The 20788-nt window shown below is 70.0% G+C and carries 20 protein-coding genes and 2 pseudogenes; 10 read left to right on the forward strand and 12 right to left on the reverse strand.

Annotated elements, in window-relative coordinates:
- A partial coding sequence (locus A5697_RS27560) for a DUF2561 family protein (protein ID WP_156673134.1) occupies nucleotides 1–91 on the reverse strand: 91 nt, incomplete at its 3' end.
- On the opposite strand from A5697_RS27560, the pseudogene A5697_RS26910 reads away from it, so the two are divergent.
- Nucleotides 79–468: pseudogene (locus A5697_RS26910) on the forward strand (MmpS family transport accessory protein); the annotation flags it as partial. The gene A5697_RS27560 and the pseudogene A5697_RS26910 sit on opposite strands and share 13 nt — an antisense overlap.
- Here the strand turns inward: A5697_RS26910 and A5697_RS03825 are convergent.
- The 3 genes and pseudogenes from A5697_RS03825 to A5697_RS03835 all read right to left on the reverse strand — a co-directional run.
- A pseudogene (locus tag A5697_RS03825) lies at nucleotides 432–878 on the reverse strand (hypothetical protein); the annotation flags it as partial. The pseudogenes A5697_RS26910 and A5697_RS03825 overlap by 37 nt on opposite strands.
- Before the next feature lie 181 nt (nucleotides 879–1059).
- Complete coding sequence (locus A5697_RS03830; RefSeq protein WP_068008130.1) at nucleotides 1060–1479, reverse strand: cytochrome c oxidase subunit 4; 420 nt, start codon at nucleotides 1477–1479, stop codon at nucleotides 1060–1062.
- Nucleotides 1480–1492: 13 nt separating this feature from the next.
- On the reverse strand, nucleotides 1493–2569 hold the full coding sequence (locus A5697_RS03835) for a cytochrome c oxidase subunit II (protein WP_067945498.1): 1077 nt from the start codon (nucleotides 2567–2569) through the stop codon (nucleotides 1493–1495).
- A gap of 156 nt (nucleotides 2570–2725) precedes the next feature.
- Here A5697_RS03835 and asnB point away from each other — a divergent pair, with 156 nt between their 5' ends.
- Nucleotides 2726–4678, forward strand: coding sequence for an asparagine synthase (glutamine-hydrolyzing) (gene asnB, locus A5697_RS03840; RefSeq protein WP_068008134.1), 1953 nt, complete (start codon nucleotides 2726–2728; stop codon nucleotides 4676–4678).
- Nucleotides 4679–4709: 31 nt separating this feature from the next.
- Here asnB and A5697_RS03845 read toward each other — a convergent pair whose 3' ends face one another.
- Nucleotides 4710–5684, reverse strand: coding sequence for a carbohydrate kinase family protein (locus tag A5697_RS03845; protein WP_068008137.1), 975 nt, complete (start codon nucleotides 5682–5684; stop codon nucleotides 4710–4712).
- A gap of 185 nt (nucleotides 5685–5869) precedes the next feature.
- On the opposite strand from A5697_RS03845, the gene A5697_RS03850 reads away from it, so the two are divergent.
- The gene (locus A5697_RS03850; RefSeq protein WP_067945504.1) at nucleotides 5870–6529 is read left to right on the forward strand and encodes a hypothetical protein; all 660 of its coding nucleotides are present in this window, start codon (nucleotides 5870–5872) and stop codon (nucleotides 6527–6529) included.
- 16 nt (nucleotides 6530–6545) lie between these two features.
- Here A5697_RS03850 and A5697_RS03855 read toward each other — a convergent pair whose 3' ends face one another.
- Nucleotides 6546–6902 carry an iron-sulfur cluster assembly accessory protein gene (locus tag A5697_RS03855; RefSeq protein ID WP_066951784.1) on the reverse strand — a complete coding sequence of 119 codons (357 nt, stop codon included), beginning with the start codon at nucleotides 6900–6902 and terminating at the stop codon, nucleotides 6546–6548.
- A 100-nt stretch (nucleotides 6903–7002) separates the two neighbouring features.
- On the reverse strand, nucleotides 7003–8079 hold the full coding sequence (locus tag A5697_RS03860) for a glycerate kinase (protein WP_067945514.1): 1077 nt from the start codon (nucleotides 8077–8079) through the stop codon (nucleotides 7003–7005).
- Between the two features lie 191 nt (nucleotides 8080–8270).
- On the opposite strand from A5697_RS03860, the gene A5697_RS03865 reads away from it, so the two are divergent.
- Genes A5697_RS03865 through A5697_RS03880 form a run of 4 tightly spaced genes read left to right on the forward strand, consistent with a single transcriptional unit; the run spans nucleotide 8271 to nucleotide 11310 of the window.
- Nucleotides 8271–8942: a DUF3043 domain-containing protein gene (locus tag A5697_RS03865; protein ID WP_068008140.1), complete on the forward strand. Its 672-nt coding sequence runs from the start codon at nucleotides 8271–8273 to the stop codon at nucleotides 8940–8942.
- A gap of 24 nt (nucleotides 8943–8966) precedes the next feature.
- Nucleotides 8967–9503: a bifunctional adenosylcobinamide kinase/adenosylcobinamide-phosphate guanylyltransferase gene (locus A5697_RS03870; RefSeq protein WP_068008142.1), complete on the forward strand. Its 537-nt coding sequence runs from the start codon at nucleotides 8967–8969 to the stop codon at nucleotides 9501–9503.
- Nucleotides 9500–10555, forward strand: a complete 1056-nt coding sequence (gene cobT / locus A5697_RS03875; protein WP_156673145.1) for a nicotinate-nucleotide--dimethylbenzimidazole phosphoribosyltransferase — start codon at nucleotides 9500–9502, stop codon at nucleotides 10553–10555. The genes A5697_RS03870 and cobT overlap by 4 nt, the downstream gene beginning before the upstream one ends.
- Nucleotides 10552–11310, forward strand: a complete 759-nt coding sequence (locus A5697_RS03880) for an adenosylcobinamide-GDP ribazoletransferase (RefSeq protein ID WP_068008147.1) — start codon at nucleotides 10552–10554, stop codon at nucleotides 11308–11310. Before cobT ends, A5697_RS03880 begins: the two co-directional genes overlap by 4 nt.
- Before the next feature lie 138 nt (nucleotides 11311–11448).
- On the opposite strand, the gene A5697_RS03885 is transcribed toward A5697_RS03880, so the two are convergent.
- Nucleotides 11449–12555 (reverse strand): branched-chain amino acid aminotransferase, encoded by a 1107-nt coding sequence (locus A5697_RS03885; protein ID WP_068008243.1) that lies wholly within the window; start codon nucleotides 12553–12555, stop codon nucleotides 11449–11451.
- Nucleotides 12556–12608: 53 nt separating this feature from the next.
- Entirely contained in the window at nucleotides 12609–13706 is a 1098-nt protein-coding gene (gene gcvT / locus A5697_RS03890) for a glycine cleavage system aminomethyltransferase GcvT (protein ID WP_068008151.1), read from the reverse strand.
- Nucleotides 13707–13747: 41 nt separating this feature from the next.
- Between gcvT and A5697_RS03895 the strand changes: the two genes are divergently transcribed.
- Both A5697_RS03895 and A5697_RS03900 read left to right on the forward strand, forming a co-directional pair.
- Complete coding sequence (locus A5697_RS03895; protein ID WP_068008154.1) at nucleotides 13748–14872, forward strand: adenylate/guanylate cyclase domain-containing protein; 1125 nt, start codon at nucleotides 13748–13750, stop codon at nucleotides 14870–14872.
- A gap of 11 nt (nucleotides 14873–14883) precedes the next feature.
- A complete protein-coding gene (locus A5697_RS03900; RefSeq protein WP_197500906.1) occupies nucleotides 14884–16431 on the forward strand; it encodes a leucyl aminopeptidase in 1548 nt (515 codons plus the stop codon).
- A gap of 7 nt (nucleotides 16432–16438) precedes the next feature.
- Here the strand turns inward: A5697_RS03900 and A5697_RS03905 are convergent, their stop codons facing one another.
- Both A5697_RS03905 and A5697_RS03910 read right to left on the reverse strand, forming a co-directional pair.
- Complete coding sequence (locus A5697_RS03905) at nucleotides 16439–18040, reverse strand: NAD(P)/FAD-dependent oxidoreductase (protein ID WP_082953230.1); 1602 nt, start codon at nucleotides 18038–18040, stop codon at nucleotides 16439–16441.
- Nucleotides 18037–18486, reverse strand: a complete 450-nt coding sequence (locus tag A5697_RS03910) for an SRPBCC domain-containing protein (protein ID WP_068008248.1) — start codon at nucleotides 18484–18486, stop codon at nucleotides 18037–18039. Before A5697_RS03910 ends, A5697_RS03905 begins: the two co-directional genes overlap by 4 nt.
- A gap of 137 nt (nucleotides 18487–18623) precedes the next feature.
- Here A5697_RS03910 and A5697_RS03915 point away from each other — a divergent pair, with 137 nt between their 5' ends.
- Entirely contained in the window at nucleotides 18624–18968 is a 345-nt protein-coding gene (locus A5697_RS03915; RefSeq protein ID WP_068008255.1) for an aminopeptidase, read from the forward strand.
- 8 nt (nucleotides 18969–18976) lie between these two features.
- Here the strand turns inward: A5697_RS03915 and A5697_RS03920 are convergent, their stop codons facing one another.
- Nucleotides 18977–20752, reverse strand: coding sequence for an SDR family oxidoreductase (locus tag A5697_RS03920; protein WP_068008160.1), 1776 nt, complete (start codon nucleotides 20750–20752; stop codon nucleotides 18977–18979).
- Between the last annotated feature and the right edge of the window lie 36 nt (nucleotides 20753–20788).

Below are 20788 nucleotides of genomic sequence, written 5' to 3' on the forward strand. Positions count from 1 at the left end.
GCACCAGCCAGACGGCGGCGCACGCCCCGATCAGTATGCGGTCGATGACGTCGGGCGAGATGGTGTCGTCCCCCGCCACCGACGGAGACACAGACCGTGACGGTCACGCCTGCACCGCCGCCGCCACCGCCGGCGCCCGCTCCGGCGCCGCCGCCGGCCACCTCGACGGCCGCGGCGCCACCCCCGCCACCGACGACACCGGCCGGGCCGCGACAGGTGACCTATTCGGTGACCGGCACCAAGGCGCCCGGCGACATCATCTCGGTGACCTACGTCGATGCGTCCGGCCGGCGGCGCACCCAGCACAACGTGTACATCCCATGGTCGATGACCGTCACGCCCATCTCGCAGTCCGACGTCGGCTCCGTCGAGGCGTCCAGCCTCTTCCGCGTGAGCCGGCTGAACTGCTCGATCACGACAAGCGACGGGACGGTGGTGGTGTTGGGGTTGGCCAGCTTGGTGGTGTAGGTGGGCGCGAACAGCAGCGACACCGACACCACGAGCGCGATGGCGGCCACGATGGCGGCGACCCCGACCACCCATGGCCAGCGCGGAGCGCCGTGTTCTTCCTCGTCGTCGGCGGACTCGTCGAAGGTGTCGTAGTCGTAGAGCCTGAGGTCGGCCGGCAGGTACGGGCCGCTCATGAAATGCTCGGACTCCGGGGCCGAATAGGCCCGCGAATAGGCGTCGGTCTGGCCGGTCTGGTCGGCCGCCGGCTCGGCGCCGTCGTCGAAGGGTTCGATCTCTTCGACGCCACCGGGTTCGCCCCCGGGTTCGGGAACGTCCGCGGCCTCGATATCGGAATCCGGTTGGTGGGGAGCCTCGTTCACGGAATCGGGATCCTCGGGATCCCATTCCGGTGGTTTCGGCCCGCTCATCTTTGCCTGCCCTGTCCGACTGCCTCACCAGCGCGCGGGGCCTCGGGGCCATGTCGTTGCGCGCGCGCTTGAGAAATTGTCATTTGCCTGGGCAAAACACTACCGAACCGAGAGGGGCAAAGAAGTCTTGGCGAACCGGCCACAGATCACGTGATCGGATTGTGACCTTAACGGCTGCGGATCAGTGCTTCTCGGGCCCCACGTAGTACTCGAAGACCAATCCCCCAACCGACGCGAGGACGAACATCACCCCTGCGGCAATCAGCCACGGCAGCCACAGCGCGATACCCACCGCGCTCACCGAGGCAGACAGCGCGATCAGGATCGGCCACCAGCTGTGCGGGCTGAAAAAGCCCAATTCACCTGCTCCGTCGCTGATCTCGGCGCCCTCGTAGTCCTCGGGGCGGGTATCGATGCGACGCGCCACGAACCGGAAGAAGGTGGCCACGATCAACGCCAGCCCGCCCGTCAGCGCCAGCGCGGTCGTCCCGGCCCACTCCTCACCGCCGGTGGCGAAAAGCGCGGTCAGCACGCCATAAAGCACCGCAACCAAAATGAAAAACCCGGCGATGAATTCGAAAAGCCTGGCTTCGATATGCATTTGGTGTCCTAACCTACTGGCTTCCGGCCAACTGACCGCGCTTGGTGTCGAACGGGTGAGTGGTCACCGCGAGCGGCGCCTGACCGATCGCCTGCAACGCCTGGGCGTTGCTCTTGCCGTCGATCCGCTGCTGCAGGTAAGCCTTGAAGTCGTTGGGCGGCACCACCCGAACCTCGAAGTTCATCATCGAGTGATACGTGCCACAGAACTCGGCGCAGTGGCCCACGAACGCCCCGGGCTTGCTGATGTCGTCGACCTGGAAGACGTTCACCGAGTTGTTCGCCTCGGCGTTGGGGATCACGTCGCGCTTGAACAGGAACTCGGGCACCCAGAACGTGTGGATGACGTCCGCGGACGCCAACCGGAACTGGATGCGCTTGCCGGTGGGCAGTACCAGCACCGGGATTTCGTCGCTGGTGCCCAGAACTTCCACCTTGTCGAAGTTCAGGTAGGTGCGGTCGGAGGTGTTGAGCCCGCGGACCGGCCCGACGCGCTCCTCGCCGTGGGCGTCCTTGCCCTCGGGCTTGGAGACCATGGCGTTTTTGCGCGCCTGGTCGGCACCGTCGTAGGTCAGCGTGCCGTCCTTGAAGTCAACGCGCTGGTAGCCGAACTTCCAGTTCCACTGGAAGGCGGTGACGTCGACCACCACCTCGGGGTCCTTGTCGACGTGCAGCATCTTCTCCTGCACCACCACGGTGAAGTAGAACAGCACCGAGATGATCAGGAACGGCGTCACGGTGAGCACCAGCTCCAGCGGCATGTTGTAGCCGAACTGGCGCGGCAGATCGGTGTCGGTGGCCTTCTTCCGGTGGAAGGCCGACGCCCAGAAGATCAAACCCCACACGATGACGCCGACGACCAGCGAGGCGATCGTCGCTCCGATCCACAGCTCGCGGTTCAGCTGGGCCTGCGGGGTGATGCCCTTTGGCCAGCCCAGGCCCAGCACGTCCGACCAGCTGCATCCGCTCAGGGTGAGCGCCAACACGCCGAGCGTCGCGGCCAGCGCCAGCGGCCGCAGTCGACGGGACAGACCCTGCCGAAACCTGCCCTGCGACATACGTTGCGAACGGACCTGCTCGCGAGGTGTCACGTTGGCGCCTCCTGCTCGGATATCGAATACTACGCAGCGTAGACCACGCCGCCGACCCGAGCGACGAAACCCCGGCCCGCTGGGCCGATCGGCCGATCGCGACGTGCCGGGTGCGGCGGCCACGGCCGCGGCCGAAGTGCGGCATACTGGGGCGCCGTGTGTGGTCTGCTGGCGTTCGTCGCTGCCCCGGACAGTGCCAGTGACGACGCTGCCGCCCGGGCCGACGCGGCCGTCGCGCGCGCGTCGCATCTGATGCGCCACCGCGGCCCCGACGAACCCGGCACGTGGACCGACCCGGGTGCCGACGGATCGGTCGTGTTCGGCTTCAACCGGCTGTCGATCATCGACATCGCGCATTCGCACCAGCCGCTGCGGTGGGGGCCGCCCGAGGCGCCCGACCGCTACGTGCTGGTGTTCAACGGGGAGATCTACAACTACCTCGAGCTGCGCGACGAGCTGGCCACCGCACACGGCGCGGTGTTCGCCACCGACGGCGACGGCGAGGCCATCGTCGCCGGCTACCACTATTGGGGCGCCGACGTGCTCACCCGGCTGCGCGGCATGTTCGCCTTCGCCCTGTGGGACACCGCCACCGGTGAATTGTTTTGCGCCCGAGACCCTTTCGGCATCAAACCGCTCTTCATGGCGACCGGGGCCGGGGGCACGGCGGTGGCCAGCGAGAAGAAATGCCTGCTAGACCTAGCGGAGCTGGGCGGATTCGACACCGGGATCGATGACCGTGCCGTGCAGCACTACACCGTGCTGCAGTACGTGCCCGAGCCCGAGACGCTGCATCGCGGGGTGCGCCGGCTCGAATCGGGCTGCTACGCGCGGATCCGCCCCGGGCGGCGGCCGGAGGTCACCCGCTATTTCGTGCCCCGATTCGCGGCCACACCCATCACCCGCGACACCGAGCAGGCCCGCTACGACGAGATCACCGCGGTGCTCGAGGACTCGGTGGCCAAGCACATGCGCGCCGACGTCACCGTCGGGGCGTTTCTGTCCGGGGGTATCGACTCCACCGCCATCGCGGCGCTGGCCATCCGGCACAACCCCAACCTGATCACCTTCACCACCGGTTTCGAGCGGGAGGGGTTCTCCGAGATCGACGTCGCGGTCGCCTCGGCCGAGGCGATCGGCGCCCGCCACATCGCCAAGGTGGTCCACCCGGACGAGTTCGTCGCCGCCCTGCCCGAAATCGTGTGGTACCTGGACGAACCGGTGGCCGACCCCGCGCTGGTGCCGCTGTTCTTCGTCGCGCGGGAGGCCCGCAAGCGCGTCAAGGTGGTGCTGTCCGGGGAGGGCGCCGACGAGCTGTTCGGCGGCTACACGATCTACCGGGAGCCGTTGTCGCTCAAGCCCTTCGACTACCTGCCGCGACCGCTGCGGCGGTCGATGGGCAAGGTGTCCAAGCCCCTGCCGGAGGGCATGCGGGGCAAGAGCCTGCTGCACCGCGGGTCGCTGACGCTCGAGGAGCGTTATTACGGCAACGCCCGCAGCTTCTCCGACGCGCAGCTGCGCGAAGTGCTGCCGGGTTTCCGGGAGGAATGGACCCACACCGACGTCACCGCCTCGGTGTACGCCCAGTCGGCGGGTTGGGACCCGGTGGCCCGCATGCAGCACGTCGACCTGTTCACCTGGCTGCGCGGCGACATCCTGGTCAAGGCGGACAAGATGACGATGGCCAACTCGCTCGAGCTGCGGGTGCCGTTCCTGGATCCCGAGGTGTTCGCCGTCGCCTCGCGACTGCCCGTCGAGGCGAAGATCACCCGCACCACCACCAAGTACGCGCTGCGGCGGGCGCTGGAGCCGATCGTGCCCGCGCACGTGCTGCACCGGCCCAAGCTCGGGTTCCCGGTGCCGATCCGGCATTGGTTGCGCGCGGGCGACCTGCTGGACTGGGCCTACGGGTTGGTGGCGTCCTCGCAAGCCGATCGCTTCGTCGACCTGGCCGCCGTACGGCGGATGCTCGACGAGCACCGCAACGGCGCGGGCGATCACAGCCGCCGGCTGTGGACGCTGCTGATCTTCATGCTCTGGCACGCGATCTTCGTCGAGCACAGCGTGGTGCCGCAGATCAGCGAACCGCATTACCCCGTGCAGCTGTAACGGTCCCGCCGTCGGCTCACTCTCGACGCGGTTAAGCGAGCACCGCGGCGATCTCGTTGGCCGCGTCGTCGCCGTAGGCGCCGGCCAACCGGCTGACCGCGGTCTCGCGGTCCCAGTCCCAGTTCTGGGTCCCCGTCGATTCCAGCACCAGCACGGCTACCAAGGAGCCCAGCTGCGCGGAGCGCTCGAGGTTCAGGCCGGCGCTGCGCCCGGTGAGGAAACCGGCCCGGAACGCGTCGCCGACGCCGGTGGGGTCGGTCTGGCTGGTCTCGGGCACCACCCCTACGTGGGTCGTCGTGCCGTCGGACTCGACGATGTCCACGCCCTTGGGGCCCAGGGTGGTCACCCGCAGGCCGACCTTGCCCTGCACCTCGGACTCCGACCAGCCGGTCTTGTTGAGCAGCAGCTCCCACTCGTAGTCGTTGGTGAACAAGTAGGCGGCGCCGTCGACGAGCTTGTCGATCTCCTCGCCGGACAGGCGGGGCAGCTGCTGGGACGGATCGGCGGCGAAGGGCAGGCCCAGCTTGCGGCACTCCTCGGTGTGCACCACCATCGCGTCGGGGTCGTTGGCCCCGATGATCACCAGGTCCGGCTCGCCGATGGACGACACCACGTCGGCCAGCTTGATGTTGCGGGCCTCCGACATGGCGCCGGGGTAGAACGACGCGATCTGGGCCATGTCGTCATCGGTGGTGCAGGTGAATCGCGCGGTGTGCGCCGTCCGCGAGATCAACACGTTGTCGCAGTTGACACCGTGCGACTGCAGCCACTGCCGGTAGTCGTCGAAGTCGTCGCCGGCCGCGCCCACCAGCGCGACGTCGCCGCCGAGCACGCCGATCGCGAAGGCGATGTTGCCCGCGACGCCGCCGCGGTGGATCACCAGGTCGTCGACCAGAAAGCTGAGCGATACCTTCTGCAAGTGCTCAGCCAGCAGGTGCTCGGAAAACTTGCCGGGGAACCGCATCAAATTGTCGGTCGCAATCGAACCTGTCACCGCGATCGTCACGAATGTCTCCGCCCTTCGTTAGCAAGGTTATCTAGCTTACGCACGCCTCCGGACCGTCGCTGTGTCCACGGTCGGCATGAAGCGGTGCGCTAGCCTCCCTAGGGAACTCGCTCAAGTCACCGGGTCACGATGCCCGGTCGGGGTATCCCGCACGTACTCCCGTCTACCACCGTAGGAGAACCAGGATGGCAGGTCCGCACTCGCCGAACCACACCGTCGGCGGCAGCGGACCCAGCGGACCTGAGCCCCGGGCCGAATCTCAGCCGCTCGAATTTCCCGACCACCCGGGAGCCGGCGACCCGACTCCGGCCAATTATGCCGGGCAGCCGCGCCCGCCGATGCCCTACCCGCCGCAGCCACGATCCAAGCGGCGGCTGGTCGTCGGAGTGCTGTTGGCCGTCGCGCTGGCGGCCGCCCTGACGGTGGCGATCGTCTACGGCGTGCGCACCAACGGGGCCAACACCGGGGCCACGTTCTCGGAGGGCGCCGCGAAGACGGCCATCCAGGGGTACCTGGACGCGCTCGACCACCGCGACCTTGCGGAGATCGAACGCAACGCGCTGTGTGGCATGTACGACGGCGTCCGCGACAAACGGTCCGACCAGGCGCTGGCCAAGTTGAGCAGCGACGCGTTCCGCAAGCAATTCTCCGAGGTCGAGGTCACCTCGATCGACAAGATCGTCTACCTGTCGCAGTACCAGGCCCAGGCGCTGTTCACCATGAAGGCGTCTCCCGCGGGCGGGGGCCCGTTGCGCGGTGACTTACAGGGCATCGCCCAGCTGCTGTTCCAGCGGGGCCAGATCATGGTCTGCTCGTACGTGCTCCGCACCGGTGGCTCGTACTGAGCCCGCGGCTACCCGGTCAGTTGAACGAGTCGCCGCAGGCGCACGAGCCGGTGGCGTTGGGGTTGTCGATCGTGAAGCCCTGCTTCTCGATGGTGTCGACGAAATCGATGGACGCGCCTTCGACGTAGGGCGCGCTCATCCGGTCCACCGTCAACGTCACCCCGCCGAAGTCGGCGGTCAGGTCGCCGTCCAGCGTCCGGTCGTCAAAGAAAAGGTTGTAGCGCAGGCCGGCGCACCCACCCGGCTGGACCGCGATCCGCAGCGCCAGGTCGTCCCGGCCCTCCTGGTCGAGCAGGGACTTTGCCTTGGTGGCGGCGGCCTCGGTCAGGATCACGCCGTGCGTCTTGGCGGTCGACTCGTTTTGCACCGTCATTGCTTCTCCTACATGCCTCATCGTTGGGTGGGTCCGTTCAGGTTCGAGCCCGCTGGTCTCGCTTTACGCGGCCAGATCCGCCCGGAAAAAGCCCACAGGATCAACGGTACCTTGCAGGACCGCTATTCCCGAGTCGCGCCGCCACCACGGAAGCCAAACCCATCAGCTGGTTGGCCGCGTCGGCCTGCGCCAGCCGCGCCGATCCGGCGTGCTCGGCGATGGACAGGGCGGACATGATGCCCGCCGAGCGGACCGTGGCGTTGTCCAGGTCGACCTGGCCGGCCAGCACGATCACCGGCACTCCCCGCGGCCGGGCGGCGTCCGCCAGGTAGCCCACCACCTTGCCGTGCAGCGATTGCTCGTCGAAACGGCCTTCACCGGTGACGATGAGCTCCGCCATGTCCAGATCGTCGGCCAGGCGGGTGTGATGGGCGATGATCGCCGCGCCCGACTCGCACCGGCCGCCGAGCGCCAGCAGCCCGGCACCAATACCGCCGGCCGCGGCCGCACCCGGTTCCGCGCTGACGTCGCGCCCGGCGACGGCTTCCAGGATCAGCGCCCACGCCTGGAGGCGGACTTCGAGGGCCGCGACGGTGACCGTGTCCGCGCCCTTCTGCGGTCCGAACACCCTGGCCGCTCCCCACGGCCCGAGCAGCGGGTATTCGGTGTCGGAGGCGGCGATGAGCTCCACGTTGCCCAGCTGGCGGCGCGCGGAGTCCAGGCCGCCGAGCTCGGCGATCATCCCCTGCCCGCCGTCGGTGCACGCGCTGCCGCCGAGGCCGACCACTATCCGCGTCGCCCCGGCCCGCATCGCCTCGGCGATCAGCTGCCCCACTCCCCTGCTGTGGGCCGCCATCGCCGTCTCCGGGGTGGGCGGACCGCCCAGCAGAGCCAGGCCGCACGCCTGCGCGCATTCCAGGTAGGCGGTGGTCGTGGTGGGGTCGAACACCCATTTGGCCTCGACCATGGTGGACAGCGGCCCGGATACCCGCAGCCGCCGCGCCTTCCCCAGCCGGCTGGCGAGCACCTCGACGAAGCCGGGGCCGCCGTCGGACTGCGGCGCGACCACAAACCGGTCGCCCGGACGGCTTCGGGTCCACCCGGTCGCGATCGCCGCGGCCGCCTCCACGGCCGTCATGCTGTCGCCATAGCAATCCGGAGCCACCAGGACGAGCATGGCGGGCAGCTGCAGCCGGCCCGGAGCGAGGCCGGAGGCAGCATCGTCCGAGGCCATGGACCCGTCGTCCATCACAGGCAGCCGTTCATCACTGGTAAGAGTAGGGCCAAGTGAGGGGCTGACGCAGGTCTAATAGCAAGGCATTCCAAGCCAATTCCGGGACGGGCCGTTCGCGAAGTAACCTGGCCTCTGTGAAGTTGATGGGCCGTAAGAAGGGCCAGGACGAGGACCTCGACGAGGGCGCGGGCACAGTGGATGCCGACGCCCCCGAGACAACCGCGCGCGGGTCGCGTGGGACGAGCCCCAAGGGCCGGCCCACGCCCAAGCGCAGTCAGGCGCGGCGCAAGGGGCCGGTGGCGCCCGCGCCGATGACCGCGTCGGAGGCGCGGGCCCGGCGCAAGACGCTGGCCGGCCCCAAGCTCAGCCGCGAGGAGCGCAAGGCCGACCGGGCCGCCAGCCGCGCCCGGATGACGGATCGCCGGCAACGCATGATGGCCGGCGACGAGGCATACCTGTTGCCGCGTGACCAGGGCCCGATCCGGCGCTACGCACGCGACGTGGTGGATGCCCGGCGCAACCTGCTCGGCTTGTTCATGCCGGCGACGCTGTTTCTGATGTTCGCCATGTTCACCACGCCGCAGCTGCAGCTCTGGGTCTCCCCGGCGATGCTGGTGCTGATGGCGGTGATGGGCATCGACGGGGTCCTGTTGGGCCGCAAGGTGAGCAGGCTGGTGGACGCCAAGTTCCCCAACAACACCGAGAGCCGTTGGAAGCTGGGACTGTACGCCGCCGGCCGGGCCTCGCAGATGCGACGGATGCGCACACCGCGGCCCCAGGTCGAGCGCGGCAGCGATGTCGGTTAGACGCGGGAAAGCCGCCTGAGCACGGTGCGCACTCTGGTGCTCGGCGGGATCCGGTCGGGCAAATCCCGGTGGGCGGAGGGCGCCATCGCCGAGGCGCTGCCGGCCGGCCAGCCGGTCTGTTACCTGGCCCCCGGCCCCGCCGGTGCGGGCGACGCGGCCTGGGCGCACCGGATCGCCGAGCACCGCAGCCGCCGGCCGGCGCATTGGTCGACGGTCGAATCCGGCGACGTCGCAACGCATTTGCGGAGCTCGCCGGACACCCCGACGCTGGTCGACGATCTGGGCGGCTGGCTGACCGGCACGCTGGATCGCCACGACGGATGGGACGGCGGATCGGTGGCGGCCCCGGTTGATGAGATGCTCGCCGCGGTCAGCGGATTCGGCTCCACGCTGGTGCTCGTCAGCCCGGAGGTGGGGTTGGCCGTCGTCCCGGCCACCGCGTCCGGGCGCCGATTCGCCGACGAGCTGGGCAGCCTCAACCAGCGCGTCGCGCAGCTGTGCGACCGGGTGGTGCTGGTAGTGGCCGGGCAAGCGGTGCCGATCAAGCCGCCGGGGACCTGATGGAATTCGCCCCGGTATCGCCGCCCGATGCGGGCGTCGCCGCGGCCGCCCGCGCCCGCCAGGACACGCTCACCAAGCCGAGGGGCGCGCTTGGCCGCCTGGAGGACCTTTCGGTGTGGGTCGCGTCATGCCAAGGACATTGCCCGCCAAAGCAATTCGAGCGTGCCCGGGTGGTGGTGTTCGCCGGTGACCACGGCGTCGCCCGCTCGGGAGTCTCGGCCTACCCGCCGGAGGTGACCGCTCAGATGGTCGCCAACTTCGATGCCGGCGGGGCGGCGATCAATGTGCTCGCCGACATCGCCGGCGCGACGGTGCGGGTCGCCGACCTGGCGGTGGCGGGCGACGCGCTGACCGAGCGGATCGGCGCCCACAAGGTGCGGCGCGGCAGCGGCGACATCGCCGTCGAGGACGCGCTGACCGACGACGAGACCGCCGCCGCGATCGCCGCGGGCCGGGCCATCGCCGACGAGGAGGTCGACGCCGGCGCCGACCTGCTCATCGCCGGGGACATGGGGATCGGAAACACCACCCCGGCCGCGGTGTTGGTGGCGGCGCTGACGAACGCCGAACCGGTTGCGGTGGTGGGCTTCGGCACCGGGATCGACGACGCCGGCTGGGCTCGCAAGACGGCCGCGGTGCGCGATGCCCTGTTCCGGGCGCGGCGGGTGCTGCCCGACGCGGTGGCGCTGCTGCGCTGCGGCGGGGGCGCGGACTTGGCCGCGCTGGCGGGCTTCTGCGCGCAGGCCGCGGTGCGGCGCACTCCGCTGCTGCTAGACGGGATGGCGGTGACCGCCGCCGCGTTGGTCGCCGAGCGGCTGGCTCCGGGCGCCCGGCTCTGGTGGCAGGCCGGTCATCGGTCCACCGAACCCGGTCATGCCCTGGCGCTCACCGAGCTGGGCCTCGAGCCGATTCTGGATCTGCGGATGCGGCTGGGCGAAGGAAGCGGCGCCACATTGGCGCTGCCGCTGCTGCGCGCCGCGGTGGCCACCCTGTCGTCGATGGCCACGTTCACGCAGGCCGGTGTGTCCGACCAAGCGTCTCCCCCGCTGTGATGCGTTCGCTGGCAACGGCTTTCGCTTTCGGCACGGTGCTTCCCGTCCCGGGTTCACGGCACGCGCCGCTGGGCCGCGGCGCCATGACGGCGCTGCCGGTGGTCGGGGCCGTCCTCGGTGCGCTGGCCGCGGCGGTGACGTGGGCCGGGTGCTGGGCCTTCGGTGCGTCCAGCGCGCTGTCCGGCCTGCTCGCGGTGGCGGTGCTGCTGTTGGCCACCCGCGGCCTGCACCTCGACGGGGTCGCCGACACGGCCGACGGGCTGGGCTGTTACGGCCCGCCGGAGCGCGCGCTGGCGGTGATGCGCGACGGGTCGACCGGACCGTTCGGCGCGGCGGCCGTCGTCTTGGTGATCGCGCTGCAGGGGCTGGCCTACGCGGCGCTTGGGGCGGCGGGCTGGCCGGGGCTCATCGGCATCGCCGTATCGGTCTTGGCGGGCCGGGTCGCCGCGGTGCTGGCAAGTCGGCGGTCGGTGCCGGCGGCCGCGGGCAGCGCGCTGGGCGGACGGGTCGCCGGTAGCCAGCCGGTGATCGTGGCGGCGGCCTGGGTCGCGGCGCTGCTCGTCGTTGCGCTGGCGGCGGGACCCCGGCCCTGGCAGGGGCCGGCCGCGGTGCTGGCGGCGTTGGGCTGCGGCGCGGTGCTGGTGCGGCACTGCGTGCGGCGATTCGGCGGCATCACCGGTGACGTGCTGGGTGCGGCGATCGAGCTGACCACGACGGCGAGCGCCGTCGCGCTCGCCGCACTGGTGCGGTTCTAGCCGCGAGCGCCCGGCGCGGTTAGCCCGGCGCGGTTAGCCCGGCGCGCGAGCGTGAAACCAGCTTCCGTTCGACGGGCGGATCTCACCACGGCCGCGCCACCGCGAGCGCCCGCGGCAGCCGGGCGGTCGACGGCGAAGCTAGCCGAGCCGCGCCATCCAGCCGTGGGTGTCGGCGAAGGTGCCGCGCTGGATCCCGGTCAGCGTGTCGCGCAGCGCCATCGTCACTTCGCCGGGCCGGCCGTCGGCGACGGTGAAGTCGGTGTCGCCGTACTTGACGTGCGAGACCGGCGTGATGACGGCGGCGGTGCCGCAGGCGAACACCTCGGTGATCTCGCCGGCGGCGGCCTTCTTCTGCCATTCGTCGATGTCGATCTTGCGTTCCTCGACGGAAAACCCGGCGTCAATCGCCAACTGCAGCAACGAATCCCGGGTGATCCCGGGCAACAGCGAACCGGACAGCTCCGGGGTGACCAACCGCGCGGACCCGCCGCTGCCGAACACGAAGAAGATGTTCATGCCGCCCATCTCCTCGACGAAGCGGCGTTCGACGGCGTCCAGCCACACCACCTGGTCGCACTGGTGTGCGGCGGCCTCGGCCTGGGCAAGCAGGGAGGCGGCGTAGTTGCCGCCGAACTTCGCCGCGCCGGTGCCGCCCGGGCTGGCCCGCACGTAGTCCGTCGACACCCAAACGGTGACGGGGTTGATGCCGCCCTTGAAGTACGCGCCGGCCGGTGAGGCGATCAGCAGATACCGGTACCGCTTGGACGGCCGCACGCCCAACCCGGGCTCGGTGGCGATGATGAACGGGCGCAGATACAACGCGTCTTCCCCGCCGGCCGACGGCACCCAGGCCTTATCGACGGCGATGAGCTGGCACAGCGAGCCCATGAACAGTTCGTCGGGCAGTTCGGGCATCGCGAGGCGCCGCGCCGACGACCGCATCCGCGCGGCGTTGGCCTCGGCGCGAAACGACACGATCGAGTCATCGGCCCAGCGGTAGGCCTTGAGCCCTTCGAAGATCTCCTGCGCGTAGTGCAGCACGATCGCCGAGGGGTCCAGTTCGATCGGGCCGTACGGGATGACGCGCGCGTTGTGCCAGCCCCGCTCCTCGTCGTAGTCGATCGAGACCATGTGGTCGGTGAAGTATTTGCCGAAACCGGGCGCGGCCAGGATGGATCCACGTTCGGCGTCGGTCGCGGGGTGGGCCGAACGTGAAACCGTGAACTCGAGGGAGCCGCTGGTCATGGGGCTGATTGTATATCCGCCTGCGACCGGGCTTTTCACCTGAACCGGCCGCACTAACGAGTTTTCGCGTCGACGAAGGGCGGCCGCACGACTTCGCACTCGGCGGCGCGCCCGCGGATGTCGACGGTCACCCGCTGGCCGTCCTCGACGCCGGCGCCGGTGTCGATCAGCGCCAGCCCGATGCCGACTTGCAGCGTCGGGGAAAAGGTCCCCGACGTGGTGACCCCCACCGGCGTCTCACCGGCGAGCACCGTCAGACCGGGCCGCAGCACACCGCGCCCGACCATCCGCAGGCCGCGCAGCAGCCGCCGCGGTCCGGCCTCCTTCTCCGCCAGCAGCGCGTCCCGGCCGAAGAACGCGCCCTTCTTCCAACCGATCGCCCAGCCGCATCGGGCCTGCAGCGGCGAAATATCCAGCGCCAGTTCGTGCCCGTGCAGCGGGTAGCCCATCTCGGTGCGCAGCGTGTCGCGGGCGCCCAGCCCGGCGGGTTCGCCGCCGGCGGCGCCGACCGCCGCGGCCAGCGCGTCGAACACCACACCCGCGGATTCCCACGGCGGCAGCAGCTCGTAGCCGTGCTCCCCGGTGTATCCGGTCCGGCAGACCCGCACCGGGACCCCCGCGTAGGAGGCGTCGGCGTAGCCCATGTAATCCATGCCGGTCGGCAGGCCCAGCTCGCCGAGCACATCCGTCGAGCGCGGACCCTGCACCGCGAGCACCGCGTAGGAGTGGTGCTCGTTGGTGATCGTCAGACCCGCCGGGGCGGCCGCCCGCAGCGCCTCGACCACCGCGGCGGTGTTGGCGGCGTTGGGCACCAGAAAGATCTCGTCGTCGTCGACGTAGTAGGCGATCAAATCGTCGATGACGCCGCCGGAGTCGTTGCAGCACAACGTGTATTGCGCCTTGCCGGGCCCGATTCGGCTCAGGTCGTTGGTGAGCGTCGAGTTGACGAATTCGGCGGCGCCCGGCCCGCGGATCAACGCCTTGCCCAGGTGGCTGACGTCGAACAGGCCGACGGCGTTGCGGGTGGCGTTGTGTTCGCTGACGGTGCCCGCGTACGACACGGGCATGAGCCAGCCGCTGAACTCGGCGAAACTGGCCCCCAGGTCGCGGTGGCGGTCTTCGAGCGGGCCATGCTGCAGGTCATCGGTCACGACGGTTCACCCTAATCGCGGCTGCTGGCACACTTGGGTGGGTGGTCGATTCCCCGGACTTCGAAGCGCTGGAGGCTGCCGGAATCGCTCGTGCGCGCGAGCGGGCCGACCTGATCAAGTACCTCGACGAACTCGGCTTCAGCGTCGACGAAATGGTGGAAGCCGAGCAGCGCGGGCGGCTGTTTGGGCTTGCCGGCGACGTCCTGCAATGGTCGGGCCGCCCGATCCACACGATGGCGACCGCCGCCGAGCAGCTCGGCTTGTCACCCGAGGAAGTCACCCACGCGTGGGGTCTGCTCGGCCTGACGGTCGCCGGCCCCGACGTTCCGGTGCTGAGCCAGGCCGACGTCGACGCGCTGGCGACCTGGGTGGCCTTGAAGACGGTGGTGGGCGAGGACGGCGCGTTCGGGTTGCTGCGGGTGCTCGGCGCGGCGATGGCCCGGCTCGCGGAGGCCGAGTCGACCGCGATCCGGGCCGGGACGCCGGACATCCAGATGACCTACACCAACGACGAGCTCGCCACGGCGCAGGCGTACCGCGCGGTCGCGGAGTTCGTCCCCCGGATTTCGGCGCTGATTGACGTCGTTCACCGCCACCATCTGACCGGCGCCCGAACCCACTTCGAGGGCGTCCTTCGCGACACCTCGGCAAGCGTGGTGTGCGGCATCGGTTTTGCGGATCTGTCCGGCTTCACCGTGCTCACCCGCGCGCTGACCCCCGCCCAGCTTTCGGATCTGCTCAACGAGTTCGCCGGGACCGTCGCGGATGTGGTGCACCGCGACGGCGGCCGGGTGGTGAAGTTCATCGGCGACGAGGTGATGTGGGTGAGCGCGTCGCCCGAACGCCTGGCCAGGGCGGCGGTCGACCTCGTCGAGCACCCGCGGGCACGCGAGGAGGGCCTGCAGGTCCGCGCCGGCCTCGCCTACGGCAGCGTCCTGGCGATCAACGGGGACTACTTCGGCAGCCCGGTCAACCTGGCGGCGCGCCTGGTCGGGGCCGCCGCCCCGTGCCAGATCCTGGCCGATTCGGCCCTGCACGAGCAACTGCCGGATTGGCCGGCGACGGCCCGCGGTCCCTTTGACCTCAAGGGTTTTGACGCCCCCGTCGTCGCCTTCGAGCTGCAGGGCGCGGGCGCCGCCGACCTCGGCGCGGGCTCCGGCGTTTAGGGTAAATGCCCGTGAGCACCGAATTGAGCTATCCAGGCCCATCCGTCAACGTCGCCACGTCGCTGCCGAAACGCGGGGCGGGTTCTTCGGTATTGATCGTGCCGGTCGTCTCGACCGGCGACGAGGACAGGCCCGGGGCGGCGGTCGCGGCGGGCGAGTCGCTGCTGCCGGCCGACGCGGTCGCCGAGATCGAATCCGGCCTGCGGGCGCTGGACGCCACCGGCGGCAGCGAGCAGGTCCACCGCCTGGTGGTGCCGTCGCTGCCGGCGTCGAGCGTGCTGACGGTCGGCCTGGGTAAACCGCGTCCGGAGTGGCCGGCCGACACCGTCCGGCGCGCCGCGGGTGTGGCGGCGCGGTCGCTGGGTACCGCCGAGGCGGCGCTCCTCACGCTGCCCGGCGACTTTGACGCCGACGTCTGCTCGGCGGCCGTCGAGGGGCTCATCCTGGGCAGCTACCGGTTCACCGAATTCCGCAGCGGCAAGACCGCGCCGAAAGACAAAGGGCTGCGCAAGATCACCGTGCTGTCCGCATCGAAGGACGCCAAAGCGGGCGGCGCGCACGGCGCGGCCGTGGCGACGGCGGTGGCCACCGCCCGTGACTTCGTCAACACGCCGCCAAGTCACCTCTTCCCGGCCGAATTCGCCAAGCGCGCAAAGGCTTTGGGCGAATCCGTCGGACTCGAGGTGGAGGTGCTCGACGACAAGGCGCTACAGAAGGCCGGCTACGGCGGCGTGATCGGCGTCGGGCAGGGCTCGTCGCGGCCGCCGCGGCTGGTGCGGCTGACCCACCGGGGCGCGAAGCTGGCCAAGAAGTCGAAGCAGGCCAAGCGAGTGGCGCTGGTCGGCAAGGGCATCACGTTCGACACCGGCGGCATCTCGATCAAGCCGGCGGCGTCGATGCACTACATGACCTCGGACATGGGCGGCGCGGCCGCGGTCATCGCCACGGTGGCGCTGGCCGCGCAGTTGCGGCTGCCGATCGACGTGATCGCCACCGTGCCGATGGCCGAGAACATGCCGTCGGGTACCGCGCAGCGTCCGGGCGACGTGCTGACCCAGTACGGCGGCATCACCGTCGAGGTGCAGAACACCGACGCCGAGGGTCGGCTCATCCTGGCCGACGCCATCGTGCGGGCGTGCGAGGACAACCCCGACTACCTGATCGAGACGTCCACGTTGACCGGCGCGCAGACGGTGGCGCTGGGCGCCCGGATCCCCGGCGTGATGGGCAGCGACGAGTTCCGCGACCGGGTCGCCGCGATCTCGCAGCGGGTGGGCGAGAACGGTTGGCCGATGCCGCTGCCCGACGAACTCAAGGACGACCTGAAATCGACCGTGGCCGACCTGTCCAACATCAGCGGCCAGCGCTTCGCCGGCATGCTGGTCGCCGGGGTGTTCCTGCGCGAATTTGTCGCCGACGGCGTGAGCTGGGCGCACATCGACGTGGCCGGCCCGGCGTACAACACCGGCAGCCCGTGGGGGTACACCCCCAAAGGCGGCACCGGTGTGCCGACGCGGACCATGTTCGCGGTGCTCGAGGACATCTGCGAAAAAGGCTAGTGAACGGCTAGCGCTTACCCGCCACCAACGAGAAGACGGCCCGCTGCACCGTGCGGCGGGGCCAGCCGGTCGCGCCGTCGGCGGCCAGCGCGGCGTTGGCCGCGTTGCGCCCGCAGGCTCCGTGCACCGAGCCGCCCGGGGTCGCCGAAGCGCTACCCAGATACAGCCCCTGCACCGGAGTTTCGGCCCGGCCCATGCCGGGTGCCGGGCGGAAGATCAGCATCTGCTGCAATTGCGCGGTGCCGCCGTTGAGCGCCCCCATGTGCAGGTTCGCGTCGCTGGCCTCCAGGTCCGACGGCCGCTGCACGAACCTGTCGATGACCGCCGAACCGAAGCCCGGCGCGTGTTCCTCGATGACCCGGTCCATCCGCTCGGCGAGCCGGTCGGCCGACGCGTCGTCGGCGACGTTGCGCGGCAAATGCGTATAGGCCCAAACACTTTCGGTACCCGCCGGAGACCTGCTCGGATCCGCGGTGGTGGTCTGGCCGAACAACATGAACGGATGCTCGGGCACCACCCGGGTGTTCAGGTCGGCCATCCAGCGAACCAGCCCGTCGCCGTCGGCCCCCAGGTGAACGGTGCCGACATCGTGCAGGTCTTTGGCCCGCCAGGGAACGGCCTTGCCGAGCGCGTAGTTGACCTTGACCACCGGCGGATCCCACGTGAAGTGCTCGAGGTCGCGTAACAGTTTGGGCGGCAACGCATCGGCGGGCAGCATGTCACCGAACAGGCGCGGTGCCGTCACGTCGGCGACGATCGCCCGCCGGGCCGCGACGGTGCGCCCCTCGGCCGTCGTCACCCCGACCGCGCGTCCGCCCCGCACCTGGATGCGGGAAACGTTCTGGTTGCATTCGATTCGCGCGCCCGCCGAGCGGGCACGGTTGACCAGCGCGGCCGTCAGCTGACCGGAACCCCCGACCGGCACGGGCCAGCCGCCGTCCTGGGCCAGCATCGTCATCAGGAATCCCATGGCGCCGCTGATCGGCGCGTCGGGAGGGACATCGGCATGCATCGCGTTGCCCAACAACAGAACTCGGGGCGCCTCGCCGACGAACAGCTCGCTCGCCATCGTGTTGGCCGGCTGCACCAACAGTCGCGCCACCCGAATCGCCTCGGCCGTACCGAGTTTGGTCAGCAGTCGCATCAGCGGGCGCACGGGCGGGAAGGGCGCCAGCATGGCGTCGAGCAGCGGAGCCTTGATCCGCTGCCACAAGTCCACCAGGCGCCACCAGTTATCGCCGTCGGCGGGTTCCCGCCGCGCGAATTCCGTTGCGGTGCGGGCGGGGTCGCGATACACGATGGGCGGATCGTCATCGGCCGTGCTGCGCGGATGCCCGACCACCGCCGGCGCGTGCGACCACCGCAACCCGTGGTCTTCGAGCCGCAGCGCCGCCATCGCCGGTGAGGCCACCGTCATCGGGTAGTAGGAACTGAACAGGTCGGTGATGTAGCCGGGCGTCAGCTCCGCGCTGCGGACCGCGCCGCCAGGTTCCGGCTGGGCTTCGAGCACCAGCACGTCCCATCCGGCGTCGGCCAGCATCGAGGCGGCGACCAGGCCGTGGTGTCCGGCCCCGATGACGACGGCGTCCGCGGTGTCCCGCACGATCACTTCACCTGGCTCGGCTCCTTGCGCTCCGCCAGGGCCCCCAGTCGCCACAGGCATTCCTTGTTGCGCGGGTAAGCCGCGGCCAGCGCAAGCGAATTGGGCACGGCGCCCATCGGGCCCTCGACGGGCACTTCGATCATCTCCACCCGGCAGCCCGTCGGGGTCTCGTGCAGCAGCATCGTTATCCGCGCGGCGCCGAGCGGCCCAAGGCGGGCACACAGCACCAGCTTGTGCGGCGGTTCCGCCTCTTCGACGACGGTCGCGTCGTTGATCACCAGCGGCCAGATCCCGATCGAGTGCCTTATCGATGAGCCGGGCTCCGGCCAGTTCGGATCGACCGCCCGCATGCGGCTGTTGCCCACCACCCATTGGGTGTAGGTCCACCCTTGGGCCAGCACTTCCCACACCCGCTCGCAAGGCGCGGCCACGTCCCGCGTCGCACTCAGCACCACAACCAATTCCCCTTTCGCTACCGCGGCGGAATACCCACGTAGCGGGCGTCGTACCGGATCAAATTCGGGTTTACCGGCCCCCGACAGTGGTTAATCTTCTAGCGGTCCAAATCCGGACGGCGAAAGGCGAGATCGTGACGATTCGACGGTTGATCCTCGGTGTGGGCGCGGTTCTTTTGCTGGCCGGTGTGATCGGGCTGTTGGCGCCGGTGTCGATTTCCGACGGCAACGGCCATTCGATCGGGTGCGGCAACGCCGTCGCGACGGACCTGTCCGCGGCCAGAAGCGCGAACAACAACAGCGTGGCGAACATCCCGATCCTGAATCAGGTCGTGCCCCACACCGACTATGTGGCGCAGTGCCAGTCGTCGGTGGGCAGTCGGCGCATGTGGTCCATTCCGCTGGCCGTCATCGGGCTGATCGCGATCGGCGGGGTGTTGCTCACGGGCCGTCAGGGCGCGGCGCGGGCGGGCACCTGAACCGCGGGTCAGATCACCCGCATCCGCGCGAAGTTGCGCAGGCCCTGCGGCGCGACGCGCGAAAGTCCGTACAGCGCATAGGCTTCGGGGGCCACGGGGCGAATCGGCTTCTTCTTCTTGACCGACGACAGGATCGCGTTGGCGACCTTGTCGGGGCCGTAGTGCCGCAGCGCGAACATCTTGCCGAGCTGGCCGCGCCGGCCGTCGACCTGTTCGACCTTTCCGGCGGGCGCGTCGAACCGGGTGGTGTTGATGATGTTGGTGTCGATGACGCCCGGGCAGATAGTGGTCAGCCCCACTCCCGCGGCGTCGAGTTCGGCGCGCAGGCAATCGGAGAACATGTAGGTCGCCGCCTTCGAGGTGCAGTACGCGTTCAGCGACTGCAGCGGGGCGTAGGCGGCCATCGACGACACGTTGACGATGTACCCGCCGGTGCCCCGCTCGACCAGCCGGCGCGCGAAGGACCGGCAGCCGTTGACCACGCCGCCCAGGTTAACGTCGAGCACCCGGTCGAACTGGTCGGCCGGGGTGTCCAGGAAGCCCCCGGCTTGGCCGATGCCGGCGTTGTTGACCACGATGTCGGGCACCCCGTGCTCGGCGCTGACCCGCTCGGCGAACGCCTCCACGGCCGCGGCGTCGGACACGTCCAGCACGTAGGGGTGCGCGACGCCGCCGCGGGTGGCGATCTCGTCGGCCGTGGCCTTGACGGCCGCCTCGTCGATGTCGCTGATGACCAGCTCGGCGCCCTCCCGTGCGAACGCGAACGCCGTCTCGCGACCGATTCCGCTGCCGGCGCCGGTGACCGACACCAGGGTGTCGCCGAAGGATCCGCGGGGGCGGCCGACCTGCGCGCGCAGTAGCGCGCGGCTGGGTGGTTTGCCCTCGGCCAGGTCGGCGAACTCGTGCACCGCAGCCGCCATCACCTGCGGGTGGGACATCGGCGAAAAGTGGCCGGCCTTGATGTCGCGCCGCCACAGCCGCGGTACGAAGCGCGGGGTGTGGTCGTACCCGTACGGCCGCACGTACTTGTCCTTGGTGTTGACGATCAGCTGCACGGGCACGTCGACGACGTGGACGCCCTGCCCGCGGCCGGAGAACGAGCGAAAGTAGTTGGCGGGATAGGTCTTCACCGAACGGGCGGCGTCGCGGGCCAGGTGCGGCGAGTGGTGAATCTGCTCGACGGGGATGTTGTCCACCGCGTTGCGCCGAAGCGCCGGGATCGACAGCGTCAGCCGCAACGCCAGCGGCGCGAGCACCGGGATCGAGAAGAAGATCATGTAGGTCAGCCGCAGCGCCTGGCTGATCGCCCGGGCGAAGGTGCGCGGGCGCCAGGGCCGCCGCAGGCCGCTGAAGATGTAGTCGACCAGTTGGTCCTGGCTGGGGCCGGACACCGACGTGAACGTGGCGACCCGGTCAGCGGCGCCCGGCCGCTTCAGGTAGTGCCACACGCCGACCGAGCCCCAGTCGTGGGCGAGCACGTGCACGGGCCGGCCGGGGCTGAGCTCGGCGGTCACCGCGGCGAAGTCATCGGCGAACCGGTCCATGCGGTACGCCGACACCGGCTTGGGCGCCGAGGACTCACCGACGCCACGGTTGTCGTACCGCAGGATGCGGAACCGGTCGGCCAGCAGCGGCACGACACCGCCCCACAGCACGTGGGAGTCGGGGAAGCCGTGCACCAACACGACGGTGGGCCCGTCGGGGTTGCCTTCCTCGTAGACCGCGATTCGCGCGCCGTCGGCGCTGTCGACGAAATGCTGGACTAGCTGTTGTGTTGCCGGCATCTCCGACCTCCCCGCTTCAACTGCAGTGGCCACACC

The organism is Mycobacterium sp. E3251 (assembly GCF_001666835.1).
GTDB lineage: Bacteria > Actinomycetota > Actinomycetes > Mycobacteriales > Mycobacteriaceae > Mycobacterium.